This window comes from Klebsiella indica (assembly GCF_005860775.1).
GTDB lineage: Bacteria > Pseudomonadota > Gammaproteobacteria > Enterobacterales > Enterobacteriaceae > Klebsiella > Klebsiella indica.
On sequence record NZ_VCHQ01000027.1, the window covers coordinates 136248 to 154944 of the forward strand.

Annotated in this window: 16 protein-coding genes and 2 pseudogenes; 12 read left to right on the forward strand and 6 right to left on the reverse strand. The window is 54.8% G+C overall.

Going from position 1 to position 18697, the window contains the following annotated elements:
* The first annotated feature begins 54 nt into the window (after positions 1-54).
* From FE839_RS19975 to FE839_RS19995, 5 genes and pseudogenes are all read left to right on the forward strand, one after another.
* Entirely contained in the window at positions 55-462 is a 408-nt protein-coding gene (locus tag FE839_RS19975; protein WP_138362520.1) for a YgiW/YdeI family stress tolerance OB fold protein, read from the forward strand.
* A 173-nt stretch (positions 463-635) separates the two neighbouring features.
* A complete protein-coding gene (gene parC, locus FE839_RS19980; protein WP_138362521.1) occupies positions 636-2894 on the forward strand; it encodes a DNA topoisomerase IV subunit A in 2259 nt (752 codons plus the stop codon).
* A 183-nt stretch (positions 2895-3077) separates the two neighbouring features.
* Positions 3078-3815 carry a 1-acylglycerol-3-phosphate O-acyltransferase gene (plsC, locus tag FE839_RS19985; protein WP_138362522.1) on the forward strand — a complete coding sequence of 246 codons (738 nt, stop codon included), beginning with the start codon at positions 3078-3080 and terminating at the stop codon, positions 3813-3815.
* 77 nt (positions 3816-3892) lie between these two features.
* Positions 3893-5305: a cell division protein FtsP gene (gene ftsP / locus FE839_RS19990; RefSeq protein ID WP_138362523.1), complete on the forward strand. Its 1413-nt coding sequence runs from the start codon at positions 3893-3895 to the stop codon at positions 5303-5305.
* A 4-nt stretch (positions 5306-5309) separates the two neighbouring features.
* Positions 5310-7581: pseudogene (locus tag FE839_RS19995) on the forward strand (YgiQ family radical SAM protein); the annotation flags it as partial.
* A 128-nt stretch (positions 7582-7709) separates the two neighbouring features.
* Here the strand turns inward: FE839_RS19995 and dkgA are convergent.
* Positions 7710-8537 carry a 2,5-didehydrogluconate reductase DkgA gene (dkgA, locus tag FE839_RS20000; protein WP_138362525.1) on the reverse strand — a complete coding sequence of 276 codons (828 nt, stop codon included), beginning with the start codon at positions 8535-8537 and terminating at the stop codon, positions 7710-7712.
* Between the two features lie 131 nt (positions 8538-8668).
* Entirely contained in the window at positions 8669-9832 is a 1164-nt protein-coding gene (gene yqhD, locus FE839_RS20005) for an alcohol dehydrogenase (RefSeq protein ID WP_138362526.1), read from the reverse strand.
* A 197-nt stretch (positions 9833-10029) separates the two neighbouring features.
* Here yqhD and FE839_RS20010 point away from each other — a divergent pair, with 197 nt between their 5' ends.
* On the forward strand, positions 10030-10929 hold the full coding sequence (locus FE839_RS20010; protein WP_138362527.1) for an AraC family transcriptional regulator: 900 nt from the start codon (positions 10030-10032) through the stop codon (positions 10927-10929).
* A 43-nt stretch (positions 10930-10972) separates the two neighbouring features.
* On the opposite strand, the gene yghB is transcribed toward FE839_RS20010, so the two are convergent.
* Together yghB and metC are read right to left on the reverse strand one after the other, a co-directional pair.
* Entirely contained in the window at positions 10973-11632 is a 660-nt protein-coding gene (yghB, locus tag FE839_RS20015; RefSeq protein ID WP_138362528.1) for a DedA family general envelope maintenance protein YghB, read from the reverse strand.
* A gap of 131 nt (positions 11633-11763) precedes the next feature.
* Positions 11764-12951 carry a cystathionine beta-lyase gene (gene metC, locus FE839_RS20020; protein WP_138362529.1) on the reverse strand — a complete coding sequence of 396 codons (1188 nt, stop codon included), beginning with the start codon at positions 12949-12951 and terminating at the stop codon, positions 11764-11766.
* A gap of 250 nt (positions 12952-13201) precedes the next feature.
* On the opposite strand from metC, the gene exbB reads away from it, so the two are divergent.
* The 5 genes from exbB to FE839_RS20045 all read left to right on the forward strand — a co-directional run bounded on the left by exbB (position 13202) and on the right by FE839_RS20045 (position 16392).
* Complete coding sequence (exbB, locus tag FE839_RS20025) at positions 13202-13933, forward strand: tol-pal system-associated acyl-CoA thioesterase (RefSeq protein WP_138362530.1); 732 nt, start codon at positions 13202-13204, stop codon at positions 13931-13933.
* A 6-nt stretch (positions 13934-13939) separates the two neighbouring features.
* Positions 13940-14365, forward strand: coding sequence for a TonB system transport protein ExbD (gene exbD, locus FE839_RS20030; RefSeq protein ID WP_138362531.1), 426 nt, complete (start codon positions 13940-13942; stop codon positions 14363-14365).
* A 142-nt stretch (positions 14366-14507) separates the two neighbouring features.
* Entirely contained in the window at positions 14508-15002 is a 495-nt protein-coding gene (locus tag FE839_RS20035) for a TIGR00645 family protein (protein ID WP_138362532.1), read from the forward strand.
* A gap of 131 nt (positions 15003-15133) precedes the next feature.
* On the forward strand, positions 15134-16021 hold the full coding sequence (gene yghX / locus FE839_RS20040; protein WP_138362533.1) for a YghX family hydrolase: 888 nt from the start codon (positions 15134-15136) through the stop codon (positions 16019-16021).
* A gap of 77 nt (positions 16022-16098) precedes the next feature.
* Entirely contained in the window at positions 16099-16392 is a 294-nt protein-coding gene (locus tag FE839_RS20045) for a DUF2623 family protein (RefSeq protein ID WP_138362534.1), read from the forward strand.
* Between the two features lie 34 nt (positions 16393-16426).
* Here FE839_RS20045 and yghU read toward each other — a convergent pair whose 3' ends face one another.
* Complete coding sequence (gene yghU, locus FE839_RS20050) at positions 16427-17293, reverse strand: glutathione-dependent disulfide-bond oxidoreductase (protein ID WP_138362535.1); 867 nt, start codon at positions 17291-17293, stop codon at positions 16427-16429.
* Between the two features lie 639 nt (positions 17294-17932).
* A complete protein-coding gene (locus FE839_RS20055; RefSeq protein ID WP_138362536.1) occupies positions 17933-18493 on the reverse strand; it encodes a DsbA family protein in 561 nt (186 codons plus the stop codon).
* Here FE839_RS20055 and FE839_RS25040 point away from each other — a divergent pair.
* Positions 18493-18624, forward strand: a pseudogene (locus FE839_RS25040) (hypothetical protein). The gene FE839_RS20055 and the pseudogene FE839_RS25040 overlap by 1 nt on opposite strands.
* The last annotated feature ends 73 nt before the right edge of the window (positions 18625-18697 follow it).

Here is an 18697-nt window from a genome sequence, read left to right on the forward strand (position 1 = left end):
TTAAGTTTTGCCCGGTGTAATAGCGGCGACATAAACATAAAGGGAGAACATATCATGAAGAATATCGCCGCAATGACCGCTATCATCGCTTTAATTTCCATGCCGGTGCTGGCGGTTGAACAGGGCGGATTTTCCGGCCCAGGCTCGACGCCATCCAGCCAGACGAGCACGCAAAATGGCGGGTTTATTGGCCCGAATGGCAGCATCACCACCGTCGCCAATGCGAAAACGCTGCGCGACGATACCTGGGTCACCCTGCGCGGCAAGATCGTGGAGCGTATTTCCGACGACCTGTATAAATTTCAGGACAGCTCCGGTACCGTCAACGTCGATATCGACCATAAACGCTGGAATGGCGTAACTGTGACGCCGCAGGATACGGTCGAAATTCAGGGCGAAGTCGATAAAGACTGGAATTCGGTGGAAATCGACGTTAAGCAGATTCGTAAAATTGCGCAATAACCTGTCGTCGCCATTCCATGCCGGGGCATAAGTCGGGCTTGCGCAGCCAAAACCGGCGAAATATGCATCCTCAACCGGTTTAACGCCCTGTGACTCAGGGCGTTAGATAGGGTATTATCGCCGGTAGTTTTGCCGTCCGATCGGTCGGTATGCAGATTGAGGATTCACGATTAATGAGCGATATGGCAGAGCGCCTTGCGCTGCATGAATTTACGGAAAACGCTTACCTGAACTACTCCATGTACGTCATCATGGACAGGGCGTTGCCGTTTATTGGCGATGGCCTGAAGCCGGTTCAGCGTCGCATCATCTATGCGATGTCTGAACTGGGGCTGAACGCCAGCGCGAAGTTCAAAAAGTCCGCCCGTACCGTCGGCGACGTGCTGGGTAAATACCATCCGCACGGCGATAGCGCATGCTATGAAGCGATGGTCTTAATGGCCCAACCCTTTTCCTACCGCTATCCTCTGGTCGATGGCCAGGGGAACTGGGGGGCGCCGGACGATCCTAAATCCTTTGCCGCAATGCGTTATACCGAGTCCCGTTTGTCGAAGTACGCTGAACTGCTGCTGAGCGAGTTGGGACAGGGCACCGTTGACTGGATACCGAACTTTGACGGCACCCTGCAGGAGCCGAAGATGCTGCCTGCGCGTCTGCCAAATATTCTGCTGAACGGCACTACCGGTATTGCTGTCGGGATGGCGACGGATATTCCGCCGCACAATCTGCGTGAAGTGGCTAAGGCCGCCATAGCGCTGATTGAAAAACCACAGACCTCGCTGGACGAACTGCTGGATATTGTGCAGGGCCCGGATTACCCGACCGAGGCGGAGATCGTTACCCCGCGCGCTGAAATTCGTAAAATCTACCAGAATGGTCGCGGTTCGGTGCGTATGCGGGCTGTGTGGACGAAAGAGGATGGCGCGGTGGTGATTAGCGCACTGCCGCATCAGGTTTCCGGCGCTCGCGTGCTGGAACAGATCGCCGCCCAGATGCGCAATAAAAAGCTGCCGATGGTTGACGATCTGCGCGATGAATCGGATCACGAAAATCCGACCCGTCTGGTTATCGTCCCGCGCTCTAACCGCGTGGATATGGAGCAGGTGATGAACCACCTGTTTGCGACGACCGATCTGGAAAAGAGCTATCGTATCAACCTCAATATGATCGGCCTTGATAACCGTCCGGCGGTGAAAAACCTGCGCGAAATCCTCGCTGAGTGGCTGACCTTCCGCCGTGATACCGTGCGTCGTCGCCTTAACTATCGCCTGGAAAAAGTCCTCAAGCGCCTGCATATCCTTGAAGGTTTGCTGGTGGCGTTCCTCAATATCGATGAAGTTATCGAAATTATCCGCCACGAAGATGAACCGAAACCGGCTCTGATGGCGCGTTTCGGTATCAGCGAAACCCAGGCGGAAGCGATTCTGGAGTTAAAACTGCGCCATCTCGCCAGACTGGAAGAGATGAAGATCCGCGGTGAGCAGAGTGATCTGGAAAAAGAGCGTGACCATTTGCAGGCTATTCTGGCGTCTGAACGTAAGATGAATAATCTGCTGAAGAAAGAGCTGCAGGCTGACGCCGACGCCTTTGGCGACGATCGCCGCTCGCCGTTACGCGAGCGCGAAGAAGCGAAAGCGATGAGCGATCACGATATGCTGCCGTCTGAGCCGGTTACGATTGTACTGTCGCAGAGCGGCTGGGTGCGTAGTGCCAAAGGTCACGATATTGATGCGCCGGGATTAAACTATAAATCGGGCGACAGTTTTAAATCCGCGGTGAAAGGGAAGAGCAATCAACCGGTGGTCTTTATCGACTCCACCGGGCGCAGTTATGCGATTGATCCGATTACGCTACCCTCGGCGCGCGGTCAGGGCGAGCCGCTTACCGGCAAATTGACGCTGCCGCCGGGGGCGACGGTTGAACATATGCTGATGGAAGCGGATGAGCAGAAACTGCTGCTGGCTTCCGACGCAGGATACGGATTTATTTGTACCTTCAATGATCTGGTTGCCCGCAATCGCGCCGGTAAGACGTTGATTAGCCTTCCCGATAATGCGCACGTAATGCCGCCGCTGGTGATTGAAGACGAATCCGATATGCTGCTGGCGATTACCGCTGCCGGGCGGATGCTGATGTTCCCGGTCAGCGATCTGCCGCAGTTGTCGAAAGGTAAAGGCAACAAGATTATCAATATTCCGGCGGCGGAAGCGGCTGCGGGCCAGGACGGTCTGGCGCATCTGTTTGTTCTGCCGCCGCAAAGCACGCTGACTATTCACGTCGGCAAACGGAAAATCAAACTCCGTCCGGAAGAGCTGCAAAAAGTGACCGGCGAGCGTGGCCGTCGCGGCTCATTGATGCGCGGATTGCAGAAAATCGACCGGGTAGAGATTGATTCACCGCGTCGCGCCTCCGCGGGCGAGAGTGAAGAGTAAGATGCGCCTTCCTGGCCGTCAGGCCGGGGAGGCGAATATTTACCGCAAAATCGTTGTTTATTCAGGCATTGCGATTAACAATGTCCCTCCGGGGAACCGGTGCTGGCCTGAATTAAGCTATGGCGTCAATAATTTGCCAGGCAGCGAGTATAATTCTAAGCGGTTTGGGCTTCAGAGGTAGCTATGCTATTTATTTTTCGACTAATAATCGTTGTTATCTATTGTATTTTGGTGTGTATCTTCGGTTGTATTTATTGTTTGTTCAGTCCGCGTAATCCTAAACATGTTGCCACCTTTGGTCGTCTGTTTGGTAAATTATCACCGGTTTTCGGCCTGAAGGTAGAACTGCGCAAGCCAGCCGATGCGGAAAGCTACGGCAACGCCATCTATATCGCTAACCACCAGAATAACTATGATATGGTGACGGCATCGAATATTGTGCAGCCGCCGACCGTGACGGTGGGGAAAAAGAGCCTGGCGTGGATCCCTTTTTTCGGTCAGTTATACTGGTTGACGGGGAACCTGTTAATTGACCGTAATAATCGGGCGAAAGCGCACGGCACCATTGCGGAAGTGGTGAACGCGTTTAAAAAGCGCAACATTTCTTTTTGGATGTTTCCGGAAGGGACCCGCAGCCGTGGTCGCGGCCTGCTGCCTTTTAAAACCGGCGCTTTTCATGCGGCTATCGCGGCCGGTGTGCCGATTATTCCGGTGTGCGTATCGAATACATCGAATAAAATTAATCTCAATCGCCTGAATAACGGTCTGGTTATTGTGGAAATGCTGCCGCCGGTGGATACCAGCCAGTACGGGAAAGAGGGGGTTCGTGCGCTGGCGACTCACTGTCGCGAACTGATGTCCGCCAAAATTGCTGATCTGGACAAAGAAGTTGCCGAGCGTGAAGCAGCTGGAAAGATATAACACGGCAAACGCCGCGCGCGTATTGCTGGCGGGAAACGAATTCCCTTGTTAATTAGTCAGTATCTCATGGAGTTAATATGTCACTCAGTCGGCGTCAGTTTATTAAGGCTTCAGGCGTAGCGCTGTGCGCAGGCGCCGCGCCGCTGAAGGCACAGGCTGCGGATCAGCAGCCTGCGCTACCGATTCCTCCTCTGCTGGAATCCCGTCGTGGTCAGCCGCTGTTTTTGACGCTGCAGCGCGCGCACTGGTCGTTTACTCCCGGCACTCGCGCGTCGGTATGGGGCATCAACGGCCGCTATATGGGGCCAACCATTCGCGTCTGGAATGGCGACGATGTGAAGCTGATATACAGCAACCGTCTGACTGAAAATGTCGCGATGACGGTCCGTGGTTTGCAGGTTCCTGGGCCGTTGATCGGCGGCCCGGCGCGCATGATGTCGCCGAATGCTGACTGGGCCCCGGTACTGCCGATTCGGCAAAGTGCGGCGACGCTGTGGTATCAGGCCAATACGCCAAATCATATGGCCAGACAGGTCTATAACGGCCTCGCCGGGATGTGGCTGGTGGAAGATGAAGTGAGTAAGAACCTGCCGATCCCTAACCACTACGGCGTTGATGATTTCCCGGTGATTATTCAGGACAAGCGGCTGGATAACTTCGGCACACCTGAATATAGCGAGCCCGGCAGCGGCGGCTTCGTCGGCGATACGTTGCTGGTGAACGGTGTCCAGGGGCCGTTCGTTGAGGTGTCGCGCGGCTGGGTGCGTCTGCGTTTATTGAATGCCTCCAACTCTCGTCGCTACCAGCTACAGATGAGCGATGGTCGACTGCTGCACGTGATCTCTGGCGATCAGGGGTTGCTGCCGGCGCCTGTCTCACTGAAGCAGCTGTCGCTGGCGCCCGGCGAGCGACGGGAAATTCTCGTCGATATGACCGACGGCGAGGAAGTGTCGATTACCTGTGGGGAAGCGGCCAGTATTGTCGATCGTATTCGCGGCTTCTTCGAACCATCGAGCATCCTGATTTCAACGCTTATTCTGACCTTGCGGCCGACGGGGCTGTTGCCGCTGGTGACGGATAGTCTGCCGGTGCGTTTGCTGCCAACGGAAATTTTGACCGGCGTACCGATTCGTAGCCGCGATATCACCCTGGGTGATGATCCGGGGATTAATGGGCAGTTATGGGATCCGCGGCGGATTGATATTACCGCGCAGCAGGGGACCTGGGAGCGCTGGACGGTGCGTGCCGACCTGCCTCAGTCGTTCCATATTGAAGGCGTGATGTTCCAGGTGCGTAACGTCAACGGCGCTGCGCCATTCCCGGAGGATCGCGGCTGGAAGGATACCGTCTGGATCGATGGGCAGGTTGAACTCTTAGTGTACTATGCCCAGCCTTCATGGCCGCACTTCCCGTTCCAGTACTTAAGTCAGACGCTGGAGCTTGCTGACCGTGGCTCAATTGGCCAGCTTCTGGTAAACCCGGCAGCGTAATGTAATGTATTTCGCCCCGGCCGCATCCGGCCGGGCGCGCAAAAACCTCCTTCATTCTCTCCTCGTTCCGGCTTATAATCGCCGCCCTTTTTGATTATTTTTTTATCATTTTTCCCGGAAGCCATATGAGCGCAACATCCCTGATCCAACCGGATCGTGACCTTTTTTCCTGGCCGCAGTACTGGGCTGCCTGCTTCGGCCCTGCGCCGTTTTTGCCAATGTCGCGAGAAGAGATGGATCAACTTGGCTGGGATAGCTGCGACATTATCCTGGTGACCGGCGATGCCTACGTCGATCATCCCAGTTTCGGCATGGCGATTTGCGGGCGTATGCTGGAATCTCAGGGTTTTCGCGTGGGGATTATTTCCCAGCCGGACTGGAATACTAAAAACGATTTTATGCGTCTGGGGAAACCGAATCTGTTTTTTGGCGTAACCGCTGGCAACATGGATTCGATGATCAACCGCTACACCGCCGACCGTAAGCTCCGTCATGACGACGCCTATACGGCGGGCAACGTTGCCGGAAAACGTCCGGATCGCGCGACGCTGGTATATACCCAGCGCTGTAAAGAGGCGTGGAAGGATGTGCCGGTGATCCTCGGCGGTATCGAAGCCAGCCTGCGCCGTACCGCGCATTATGACTACTGGTCTGATACTGTACGACGTTCGGTGCTGGTGGATTCGAAAGCGGACATGCTGATGTTCGGCAACGGCGAACGCCCGCTGGTGGAAGTGGCGCACCGCCTGGCTGCTGGCGAGCCTATCGGGCATATCCGCGATGTGCGCAACACCGCCATTATGGTCAAAGATGCGCTGCCGGGCTGGAGCGGGGTGGATTCCACGCGTCTGGATACGCCGGGGAAAATTGACCCGATTCCGCATCCTTACGGCGAAGATTTACCTTGTTCTGATAACAAAACCGTTGCGCCGCCAAAACAGGAAGCGAAGCGCGTCACCGTGCAGCCGCCGCGGCCGAAACCGTGGGAGAAAACCTACGTCCTGCTGCCATCCTTTGAGAAGGTCAAAGGCGACAAGGTGCTCTATGCTCATGCATCGCGTATTTTGCACCATGAAACGAACCCCGGCTGCGCCCGCGCGCTGATGCAGAAACACGGTGAACGCTATATCTGGATTAATCCGCCTGCCATTCCGCTCTCTACCGAAGAGATGGATAGCGTCTTTGCGCTGCCGTATCAGCGCGTTCCGCATCCAGCATACGGTGATGCGCGGATTCCGGCTTATGAGATGATTCGTTTCTCCATTAATATCATGCGCGGCTGCTTTGGCGGGTGTTCCTTCTGCTCGATTACCGAGCATGAGGGACGTATTATTCAGAGCCGTTCCGAAGATTCGATTATTAATGAAATCGAAGCCATTCGCGACACAGTTCCCGGTTTTACCGGCGTGATTTCCGATCTCGGCGGGCCGACGGCCAACATGTATATGTTGCGCTGCAAGTCGCCGCGCGCCGAGCAAACCTGCCGCCGTCTGTCATGCGTTTATCCCGATATCTGCCCGCATATGGATACCAACCATGAGCCGACGATTAATCTCTATCGCCGGGCACGCGATCTGAAAGGCATCAAAAAGATCCTGATAGCCTCCGGGGTGCGTTACGACATCGCCGTTGAAGATCCGCGCTATATTAAAGAGCTGGCGACCCATCATGTGGGCGGTTATCTGAAGATTGCCCCTGAACATACCGAAGCGGGACCGCTGTCGAAGATGATGAAGCCGGGAATGGGCAGCTATGACCGCTTTAAAGAGCTGTTTGATCTTTACTCTAAACAGGCCGGGAAGGAGCAGTATCTGATCCCCTATTTTATCTCCGCCCACCCCGGTACACGTGACGAAGATATGGTGAATCTGGCGCTGTGGCTGAAGCGTCATCGTTTCCGTCTGGATCAGGTGCAGAACTTCTATCCGTCGCCGTTGGCGAACTCGACCACCATGTATTACACCGGTAAGAACCCGCTGGGTAAAATTGGCTATAAGAGTGAGGACGTGGTGGTGCCGAAGGGTGACAAGCAGCGCCGTTTGCACAAAGCGCTGCTGCGCTATCACGATCCGGCCAACTGGCCGCTGATCCGCCAGGCGCTGGAAAGCATGGGCAAGAAGCATCTGATTGGTTCGCGTCGCGACTGTCTGGTGCCGTCTCCGACGCTGGATGAGATGCGTGAAGCGCGGCGCCAGAACCGCAATACCCGCCCGGCGCTGACGAAGCATACGTCGGCAGGACACCCGCGATCGAACGGCGGGGCGATGGCAACGAAGCCCATAAAACGCGGTAAGGCCGCCAGTCGTTAACGCTGCGGCATTACCGGCGGGGCGTCGTTTACCTGGCTGACAAAATCGTTGGCCATCGGCCGGATAAACGACGCGCCATTCGGCTTTTTTACGGTCTAACCGCCGAACTGATCCGGGTCCGGCCCCAGGCGCTTGTTCTGATCCAGTTTCGCGATTTCACTCAGCTCATCTTTGTCGAGACGGAAGTCCCAGACATTAAAGTTCTCAGCGATACGCGATGGCGTCACGGATTTGGGGATCACCACCAGGCCGTTGTCGAGATGCCAGCGAATGACGATTTGCGCCGGCGTTTTGCCGTATTTATCCGCCAGTTGGTGGATGATTTTCTGATCAAATACCCCTTCGCCCCCCTGGGCCAGCGGGCTCCAGGACTCGGTCTGGATTTTATGCATCGCGTTCCAGGCGTGAAGCTGACGCTGTTGCAACAGAGGATGAAGCTCAATCTGATTCACCACCGGAGTGACGCCGGTTTCATCAATCAGCTTTTGCAAATGATGAACCTGGAAATTACAGACGCCGATGCTTTTTGCCAGCCCCTGCTGCTGGAGGGCAATTAAACTTTTCCAGGCATCAACGTAATGGTTAGTCGCCGGAACCGGCCAGTGAATTAAATATAAATCGACGTAGTCGAGTTTGAGTTTTTTCAGACTTTCCTGTAGCGCTTCATGAGGATGCTTTTGATCGTCATTCCACAATTTGGTGGTAACGAACAGTTCATCGCGGGCGACGCCAGCGTTGCTTAGCGCATTGCCGACGCCAGTTTCGTTTTGGTATACGGCGGCGGTGTCAAATAAGCGATAACCGACTTCCAGCGCCTTATGAATGGCGGAGACGACTTCCTCGTTGTCTGCTTTCCACACGCCGAGCCCTAACTGCGGCATCAGGTTGCCGTCGTGTAGTTTTATAACGGTTGGATGTGTCATGCCTTCCTCCTGTTAATGAAACTCAGCGGAATAAATTCCGCTGAGGCGTAGCATTAAGTCTGGACGAAATAGCTAAAAACGGTAGCTAAACATCTCCTCTTTCCGTGCATTCAGGCAAAGAGGGGGCGATTTTAGCGGGCCGCTTCGTAAATCCGGCGGCTGACGTCCAGCGTAATATCCTGGTTTTCACCCAGGTGGGTCATGCCGTGCTCTTCCAGTTTAGCCAGTAGCGCCGGGATAGTGCTACCATCCAGACCGTAGGCGGAAAGGCGAGTCGGGACGCCCATTTGCTCGAAGAAGTTGCGCGTCGCCGCGATAGCTGCGTCGATCCGTTGCGCGTCAGAACCTTCGGTAATGTTCCAGACGCGGGCAGCGTATTGCAGCAGTTTGGCACGCTTCGCGTCGCGTTTTTCATGCCACAGGGCGGGCAGGACGATAGCCAGCGTCTGGCCGTGATCGAGCCCGTGCATTGCGGTCAGTTCATGTCCCAGCATATGCGTTGCCCAGTCCTGCGGCACACCGGCGCCGATCAGGCCGTTCAGCGCCTGGGTCGCGGCCCACATAATGTTGGCGCGCACGTCGTAGTTTTCCGGCTCTTTCAGCGCCTTCGGACCCTCTTCAATCAGCGTCAGCAGAATGCCTTCGGCGAAGCGGTCCTGGATTTTGCCGTCAACCGGATACGTGACGTACTGCTCAACGGTATGGACAAAGGCGTCAACCACGCCGTTGGCGACCTGGCGCGGCGGCAGGGTATAGGTGTATACCGGATCCAGAATAGCGAAGAGCGGTTGTACAAAGGGGGACATAAACGCGCGTTTGTCACCGGTGGTTTTGCGTGAGATTACCGCGCCTTTATTGGATTCGGAACCGGTCGCCGGGAGCGTCAGTACCGATCCCATGGGAATGGCGCGGGTAATTTTTCCACCGTAGGTTTCGAGGATTTCCCATGGATCGATGCTGGGGTCATAGTGCGCCGCGGCGGCAATGAATTTAGTCCCGTCGAGAACGGAACCGCCGCCGACCGCCAGTAAAAACGTGATCTTTTCCTCGCGCGCTATTTTTACTGCGTTCATCAGCGTTTCGTAGGATGGATTCGGCTCGATACCGCCAAATTCCAGGACGTCCATATCACTCAGTGCGCTCAGTACTTGATCAAGCACGCCGGTTTTTTTCACGCTACCGCCGCCATAGGTGACAAGCACGCGCGCATCCGCCGGGATTTGAGCGCGCAGATTGTCAATCGCGCCCTTACCGAACAAAATGCGGGTTGGGGTATGTAGGTCGAAATTATTCATGGCTGGTGCCCTCAAATAGAATGGAACTGCCAGCAGAGACGATATCTCTGCCAGATGACGGACATTGTGGTCCCCAGGGGCATTCGTCTCAATGCACATTCCTGCCGTTGTCTTGCCCATTTCTCCTTCAGGCTGGAGAAATACCGCGGAAATGCGCACAATGCGGAGGTCGAAAAACGTTCGGAGAAGCATGAAAAATGAATCGCGCCGAGATATGTCAACTATTAACAGAAAAAGTTAATAATCTGAAAGATAAAGAAGAAATACACAGTGGTGTGCTACCGGATATTCGCCTGTTGTACGGTACGCAGCCGGGAACGCGTACGCCGGTAATGTACCAGCCGGGGATCGTTTTTCTCTTTTCCGGGCATAAAATTGGTTATATTAACGAACGGACATTCCGGTATGACGCTAATGAATATCTGTTGCTCACGGTGCCGCTACCGTTCGAGTGCGAAACCTTTGCTACGCCGGAAGTCCCGTTGGCAGGGATTCGGCTCAATGTCGATATTCTGCAACTCCAGGAGTTGCTGATGGATATTGGGGAAGATGAGCAGTTTCAGCCACCGATCGCGTCGAGCGGGATCAACTCGGCGGTTCTCTCCGAAGAGATTTTGTGTGCGGCGGAGCGCCTGCTGGATGTCATGGAACGCCCGCTGGACGCGCGTATTCTTGGCAAACAGATTGTGCGTGAAATCCTTTATCACGTGCTGACCGGCCCCTGCGGCGGTGCGCTGCTGGCGCTGGTCAGCCGGCAGACTCACTTCAGCCTGATTAGCCGGGTGCTCAAGCGAATCGAAAGTCAGTACACTGAAAACCTGAGCGTCGACCAACTGGCGGCGGAAGCCAATATGAGCGTCTCGGCGTTCCATCATAACTTTAAGTCGGTCACCAGCACCTCTCCGCTGCAATATCTGAAAACCTACCGTTTGCATAAAGCGCGCATGCTGATGATCCACGATGGCATGAAGGCCAGCGCCGCGGCGATTCAGGTCGGTTATGAAAGCGCGTCGCAGTTTAGCCGCGAGTTTAAGCGTTACTTCGGCATGACGCCGGGAGAAGACGCGGCGCGGATCAGGACGATTCAGGGAATGTGATGAGCCACGCCGGGCGGCGAAGTGATGCCGTCCCGGTCACGTTTCAGGCGTTGCAGTATTTCTTTTTGAGCACCACGATAACCGTGCCGAGCAGCCCGGCAATCAGCAGCGCAATGGGCAGAATCATCAGGCAGGTCATGACCTGATCTTCATGGCGCTTAACGAAAGGAATCATGCTGAGCGCATAGCCCAGACCGGTGACCACACACACCCACAGCAGTGCGCTCAGCCAGTTAAAGAACTGAAAACGGCGGTTAGGTAACCCAGAAATCCCGGCCATCGTCGGCAACAACGTCCGAACGAATGCCAGGAAACGCCCGGCAAGCAGCGCCAGCAGGCCGTGCCTGTCAAACATGCAGGTTGCCCGCTGATGGTACTTATGCGGCAGATGGCCGAGCCAGCGCTTAACGGTGACGGTATTTCCCAGCCAGCGCCCCTGAGCGTAGCTCAGCCAGCAACCGAGGCTGGCCGCCGCGGTTAAAATAGCGACAGTAGGTACAAAGCCCATCACGCCTTTGGCTATCAGTGCGCCGGCCAGCAGTAGCAGACTATCGCCCGGCAGAAACGAGGCCGGTAGCAGGCCGTTTTCTAAAAACAGGGTTGCGAACATGACCAGATATACAACACCCACAACGTGGGGATTTGCCAATGCGGCAAAATCATGCTGCCACAGTGCGGCGACAATTTCTTGAATGACAACCATGGACTTTCCTAAGTGGTACCGTATTTTTTATTTAGTGTACTCCTGAAGAGGCCTGAGCACCTTGATCCCGGGCGCAACTAAAGCGGGCGCCTCTTTTAAAAACGTCCGCTATTGTTGCCACCCGATGCACTTTACACGATACGCGCAAAGCCCGCCGCTAAATCATCCCGTAGATCGGTAACATTTTCTAACCCGATATGTACGCGAATCAGCGTACCAGTGAAATCAACGTCAGCATCCGGGCGGATCGCGGCGATTTGTTCCGGCTGGTTGGCTAAAATCAGCGATTCAAAGCCGCCCCAGGAGTAGGCCATGCTGAATAAGCTGAAGTGGTCCAGATAGGCGGAGAGCTCGTCGTCAGTCAGTCTTTTATTGAGCACGAAAGAGAACAGTCCGCTGCTACCGGTAAAATCACGCTTCCAGAATTGATGGCCTTTGCTGCCAGGCAGAGCCGGGTGATTGACGCGCGCCACCTGCGGGTGCTGCGCCAGCCATTCGGCAATATACAGGCTGCTTTCATGGTGCTGACGCAGGCGAACGGCTAAGGTGCGCAGGCCGCGGCTGGTCATATAGGCGGTATCGGCATCAAGCATTTGCCCCATCAGATAGGCGTTTTCCCGCAACTGATCCCAACAGCGTTCATTGGCAACCGCGGTACCGACCATTCCGTCCGAATGGCCAATCAGGTATTTGGTACCCGCCTGAATAGAGATATCAACGCCGAAATCCAGCGCTTTAAACAGCACCCCCGCCGCCCAGGTGTTGTCGATCATGATAATCGCTTCGGGGGCGACACTGCGTACCGCCGCGACGATCGCCGGTACGTCATGCACTTCCATAGTGATCGAGCCAGGAGATTCCAGAAACACCACGCGGGTATTGGGCTGCACCAGACGGGCGATATCACCGCCGATCAGCGGGTCGAACCAACTGGTGGTTACGCCAAGCCTGGCGAGAATTTTGGTGCAAAAATCCTGGCTGGGCTCGTAGGCGGTGTTGGTCATCAATATATGGTCGCCCTGTTCGACAAAGGCCAGAATCGTATTGGCGACCGCCGCCGCGCCGCAGGGGAAGAGGGCACAGCCGGCGCCGCCTTCCAGTTCGCACATGGCTTCCTGCAGTGAAAAGTGGGTCAGGGTACCGCGGCGACCGTAAAACAGTTCGCCTTTGGCCCGATTGCGCGTGGCGTGCTTTTTCGCTTCGACGGTGTCGAAAACCAGCGATGACGCCCGCTGGATGACGCTATTTACTGAACCTTGAGTATATTTTTTGCTGCGTCCGGCGTGAACCAGCGTAGTATCAAGATGCTTATCAGTCATGTTCTGACAACCTATTTTTATACATCTGGACGTCTAAACTAACATGAATACCTGATTGTGTACCGGGCAATGGAGGATACAGGTAAAAATTTTACCAATCCCGGGGTCAGCAGCGTTTTACTATGTCAGCGCAAGGAAAAGAAATCTGATTTGCTGCACAGTGTAAATACTAATGAGAACCACTATCAATTCAATGTCGTTTTGATATTATTGTGCTCAGATTTTGTGATTTACGTCCTGGAGATAGAGTGTGGGTAATAATTTGATGCAGGCGGATCTCTCCGTTTGGGGTATGTACCACCATGCCGACATTGTTGTTAAGATAGTGATGATCGGCCTGATTCTGGCGTCGGTAGTGACATGGGCTATCTTTTTCGGCAAAGGTGCAGAGATCCTCGCCAGCAAGCGCCGCCTGAAGCGTGAACAGCAACAGGTTGCTGAAGCGCGCTCTCTCGACCAGGCCAGCGATATCGCTAACGCTTTCCCGGCCAAAAGCCTGACTTCGCAGCTGATCAATGAAGCGCAGAACGAGCTGGAGCTCTCCGCGGGTTCTGAAGATAACGAAGGCATTAAAGAACGTACCGGCTTCCGGCTGGAACGCCGCGTTGCGGCGGTGGGGCGTTATATGGGCCGTGGTAACGGTTATCTGGCGACTATCGGCGCGATTTCCCCGTTTGTCGGCCTGTTTGGTACCGTCTGGGGGATCATGAACAGCTTTATCGGTATCGCGCAGACCCAGACCACCAACCTGGCGGTTGTCGCTCCGGGGATTGCGGAAGCGCTGCTGGCAACGGCGATTGGCCTGTTTGCCGCGATTCCGGCGGTGGTTATCTATAACGTTTTTGCGCGTATGATTGCCAGCTATAAAGCCTCTCTTGGCGATGTCGCCGCCCAGGTGCTGCTGCTGCAAAGCCGCGATCTTGACCTGAGTGCCAGCGGCGTCAAACCGGTGCGTACCGCCCAGAAACTCCGCGTAGGTTGATGCTTTATGGCGATGCATTTTAACGAAAACCTTGATGATAACGGCGAAATGCATGACATCAACGTGACGCCGTTTATTGACGTTATGCTGGTGCTGTTGATCATCTTTATGGTGGCGGCGCCGCTGGCCACCGTTGACGTGAAAGTTAATCTCCCGGCCTCGTCAAGTCAGCCGCAACCGCGTCCTGAAAAGCCGATTTACCTGTCGGTGAAAGCCGATAAAACGATGTTCCTCGGTAACGATCCGATCACCGAAGAGAGCCTGGTAACGTCTCTGGATGCGCTGACAGAAGGGGATAAAGACACTACCGTGTTCTTCCGCGCGGATAAAACCGTGGACTACGAAACGATGATGAAAGTCATGGATATCCTGCATCAGGCCGGTTATCTGAAGATCGGTTTGGTGGGTGAAGAAACCGTAAAAGCGAAGTAGCGCCCCTTCAGTACGTCTCCCCAGGCTGGCCTTGTGCCAGCCTTTTTCGTTTTTCCCGGCCTGCTTCTGTGGGGAATCTGTTGCTATACCGTTGTTCTGTTGCGATATAATGCCGTCCGTTTTCATTCACTAACGGGATTTTATGGAACGCTTTCTGGAAAATGCTATCTACGCCTCGCGCTGGTTGTTAGCACCGGTCTATTTTGGCCTTTCGCTTGGGTTGATTGCACTGACAATCAAATTTTTTCAGGAGATCGTCCACATACTGCCGCATATTTTTAGCGTCAGTGAGTCGGATATGATTCTGACCCTGCTATCGCTGGTCGATATGACCCTGGTGGGCGGTTTGCTGGTCATGGTGATGTTTTCCGGTTATGAAAATTTTGTCTCACAGTTGGATATTAACGAAGGTAAAGAGAAGCTTAGCTGGCTGGGAAAAATGGATGCCACTTCGCTGAAAAATAAGGTTGCCGCTTCAATCGTGGCGATCTCCTCCATTCATCTGCTGCGGGTCTTTATGAATGCGCAAAATGTCCCGGATAATAAACTGATGTGGTACGTCATTATTCACCTGACCTTTGTGCTGTCGGCCTTTGTGATGGGTTATCTCGATCGTCTGAGCAAAGTGAAATACTGATCTTTGCGCTCCCGACGCCTTTCGGTCGTCGGGTTTTCTTCTGCCTTTTCCCTGGTTTCTGCTTCGCAACGCTGGCGCATGTCCGGGCTTCTGCTTTGCTTAAAGGGGTGCTTAATGATGGAGGAAACGCGATGACGCGACTGACGGCCAACGATTTTCCGCAAGAGTTGCTGGCGTATTATGACTACTATGCCCACGGCAAAATCAGCAAACGCGAGTTTATTCAGCTAGCCGGGAAATACGCGGTAGGCGGGATGACCGCGCTGGCGCTGTTTAATCTGCTGAAGCCTAACTATGCTCTGGCGCAACAGGTGGCGTTTACCGACCCGGATATCCGTCCGGAATATATTCACTATCCTTCTCCTGACGGTCACGGTGACGTGCGGGCATATCTGGTGACGCCGACGAAAATAACCGATAAAGCGCCTGCAGTGGTGGTGGTACATGAGAACCGCGGCCTCAATCCCTATATTGAAGATGTTGCCCGGCGGGTCGCGAAAGCGGGCTATATTGCGCTGGCGCCGGATGGACTGAGCTCCGTCGGCGGCTATCCGGGCAATGATGATGAAGGGCGAGCGCTACAGCAGAACGTCGATCCTGTGAAGCTGATGAATGATTTTTTTGCCGCAGTGGCATTTATGGCGAAGCATCCGCAGGCGACGGGAAAAGTCGGCATTACCGGCTTTTGCTACGGTGGCGGCGTCTGTAATGCGGCTGCGGTGGCCATTCCAGAGCTGGCCTGCGCGGTACCGTTTTACGGTCGCCAGCCGCCGCTGAATGAAGTCGATAAAATCAACGCGCCGCTGTTGCTGCATTATGCCGGTCTGGATCGTGTAATCAATGAAGGATGGCCGGCCTATGAAAAGGCGCTCAAAGAACATAATAAAGTCTATGAGGCTTATATTTATCAGGGCGTTAACCATGGTTTTCATAACGACTCCACGCCGCGTTATGATCAGGCCGCCGCCGATCTGGCCTGGCAGCGTACGCTGGGCTGGTTTGAGAAGTATTTACGCTAACGCGTGAGGCTGAAATAGCGCTACCGCTTGCTCAAAAAATCGCTATATAATTTTTTATATATCGATAGGAGAGTGCGATGGAAAACCATTTTGGTAAAGGCTTAATGGCAGGGCTGCAGGCGTCACATGCTGATTCCGCCAGATATGCGGAAAATTTTTGCTCTGACTATAAACGCGGATTTGTTCTGGGTTATTCACACCGTATGTTTGAAAAAACCGGCGACCGTCAGCTTAGCGCCTGGGAAGCGGGGGTACTTACTCGTCGTTATGGTCTGGACAAAGATATGGTGATGGACTTCTTTAGAGAGGGAAGTTCGTGTACCGCGGTACGCTACTTTATGGCGGGATACCAGTACCGGCCAGGACGCTGAGAACCGGAGGCAAACGCCTCCGGCTGGTAAGGGGCTACGCCTGGCGCTTATCTTCAGTTTGCGTCTCGAAATCGCTGGCGGCATGGCGCTCGTGGAGCTGCTCATTGAGCGGGCCGGAAGTGCGGTTAACGATGCGTCCACGCTGAACGGCCGGACGATTGCCAACATCCTGCGCCCAGCGCAGCACGTTTTTGTAGCTGCCGGTATCAAGGAATTCTGCGGCGTTGTAAACATTCCCCAGCACCACGTTGCCATACCATGGCCAGATGGCCATATCGGCAATGCTGTACTCTTCCCCTGCGACAAAACGACCACGGGCGAGCTGCTTGTCCAGTACGTCAAGTTGACGTTTGGCTTCCATCGTAAAGCGATCGATCGCGTATTCGATTTTTACCGGCGCATAGTTGAAAAAGTGACCGAATCCGCCGCCAAGGAACGGGGCGGAGCCCTGCAGCCAGAACAGCCAGTTGAGGGTTTCGGTGCGGCCTGCCGGATCTTTCGGCAGGAAGAAACCAAACTTTTCCGCAAGGTAGAGCAGGATGTTGCCGGATTCAAAAACGCGGGTTGGCGGGGTGGTGGAGTGGTCCCGGAGGGCGGGGATTTTCGAGTTAGGGTTAACGTCGACAAAACCACTGGAGAACTGATCGCCTTCGCCGATGCGAATCAGCCAGGCGTCATATTCCGCGCCGCTAATGCCTAACGCCAGCAACTCTTCCAGCATGATGGTGACTTTCTGGCCGTTGGGCGTCCCCAGCGAATAAAGCTGAAGAGGATGTGTGCCCACGGGGAGCGCCTGGTCATGCGTGGCGCCGGAGACGGGACGGTTGATATTGGCGAATGTGCCGCCGTTGTTTTGCTTCCATTGCCATACTTTAGGAGGTTGGTAGCTATTCTCTGACATGTTGACCTGCCTTTTTCGTGAAGTCATTGAGGGAGTGTAGCAGGTGCTATCAGATGGGGTTAACAGTATGAGGCGTATTCACATTATGCTCCCCCGTTCCAGATATGTATTTTTTGTTTTCCCGGGGCGGGAGTCATGTTAGTCAGTTAAGCGGATCATCGAGTTTTTATACTGTTACATTGCCAGAGTGAATGCTTTTTCGGGGAATGTTGGTCAGTGGCCTGTTCCGTTCACTGTCAATCTGAGGGTGTTCGTTATACCCGCTGCGTGTGAACGGCCAGGGGGACGTTTCGCTCGTCCCCCTGGACCCCCGGCATGGCGCTGAAACCTGCCGCTGCGCGCTCCGCTTCACTCCGGCTTCATCTGACGGACCGGGTGGGACTCGCCCTTCCAGGGCCAGCGCAAGCGCTGTTCAAAATTGCTCCCGGCAATTTTGTCCCTGTCTCGACCCGCCCTCTGGCCGCCGTCCTGGCGGCCAGTCCTGGATGCGCGCCTGCGTTCTCGCCAGGTTTCCTGATGCGCCCAACCCCCCTGCGGTGAGCCCGCGCTCAATCTGCGACTGCCCGGAAGCTGAGAGTTATCAAAAGCCCTAATGCTGGGCACCTTAACTCACCCGCATCAGACGCGGGGCTGGCCTGTTTACGCCATAATCCGCGCGGCCCACACGCTGATATCATCCCCGCTGCCGAGATCTGCATGCACCAGACCGTTAACCATAAAGGTCGGCGACACATGAATGCCGTTCTGGCGGGCGTACTTGCAGTGCCATTTGATCGCGTTTTGCAGCTCCGGACGGGCAAACGCCTCCGCCAGAGAAACGTGGCTATAGCGTTCGATACGCTCAATAATTTGCTGCGGCGTGACGTCCATATTCGGCCCGCTACAGTGGTCGGTAAACTCAAATTCCTCGCGATGGTCAGCGACGGCTTTAAGCACTTTGTGCGCCTGCTCGCGGCCGTGGGGCAGCGTGGAGGCGGCGAGAATACAGCGCACGATGACACCGGAAAACAGGTGCCAGGGCTGGGACTGAAGGCGAATTTTAACCGTCACGTTATCCGCGCCGACCTCTTCCAGCAGTGCATCAAGCTTATTAAAGGCGCGCACCGAGAAAGGGCAGGTGGGTTCAAGGAAGACCTCGAAGGTGCGTGGGCCATGGCCCCAGACCAGCGGTTGGGCAGTCAAATGTGAAGGTGTGCTCATTGTCGGTTCCTGATGGTTTTTTTATCTCAAATAACGATATCACTTTTGCCTGAAGGTGCAGGTTTATTTTCTTTAAGCGCACGATTAGCGAATCGAATGAGTGGTATCATCATACGACCTCTGTCTGGTAAGTGCCTGCGGCAGGATAAGAAGAGGGAGTTTTGTTCCGCCAACTGCCCGGGCTGCATTAATTGAGGTCAGGCT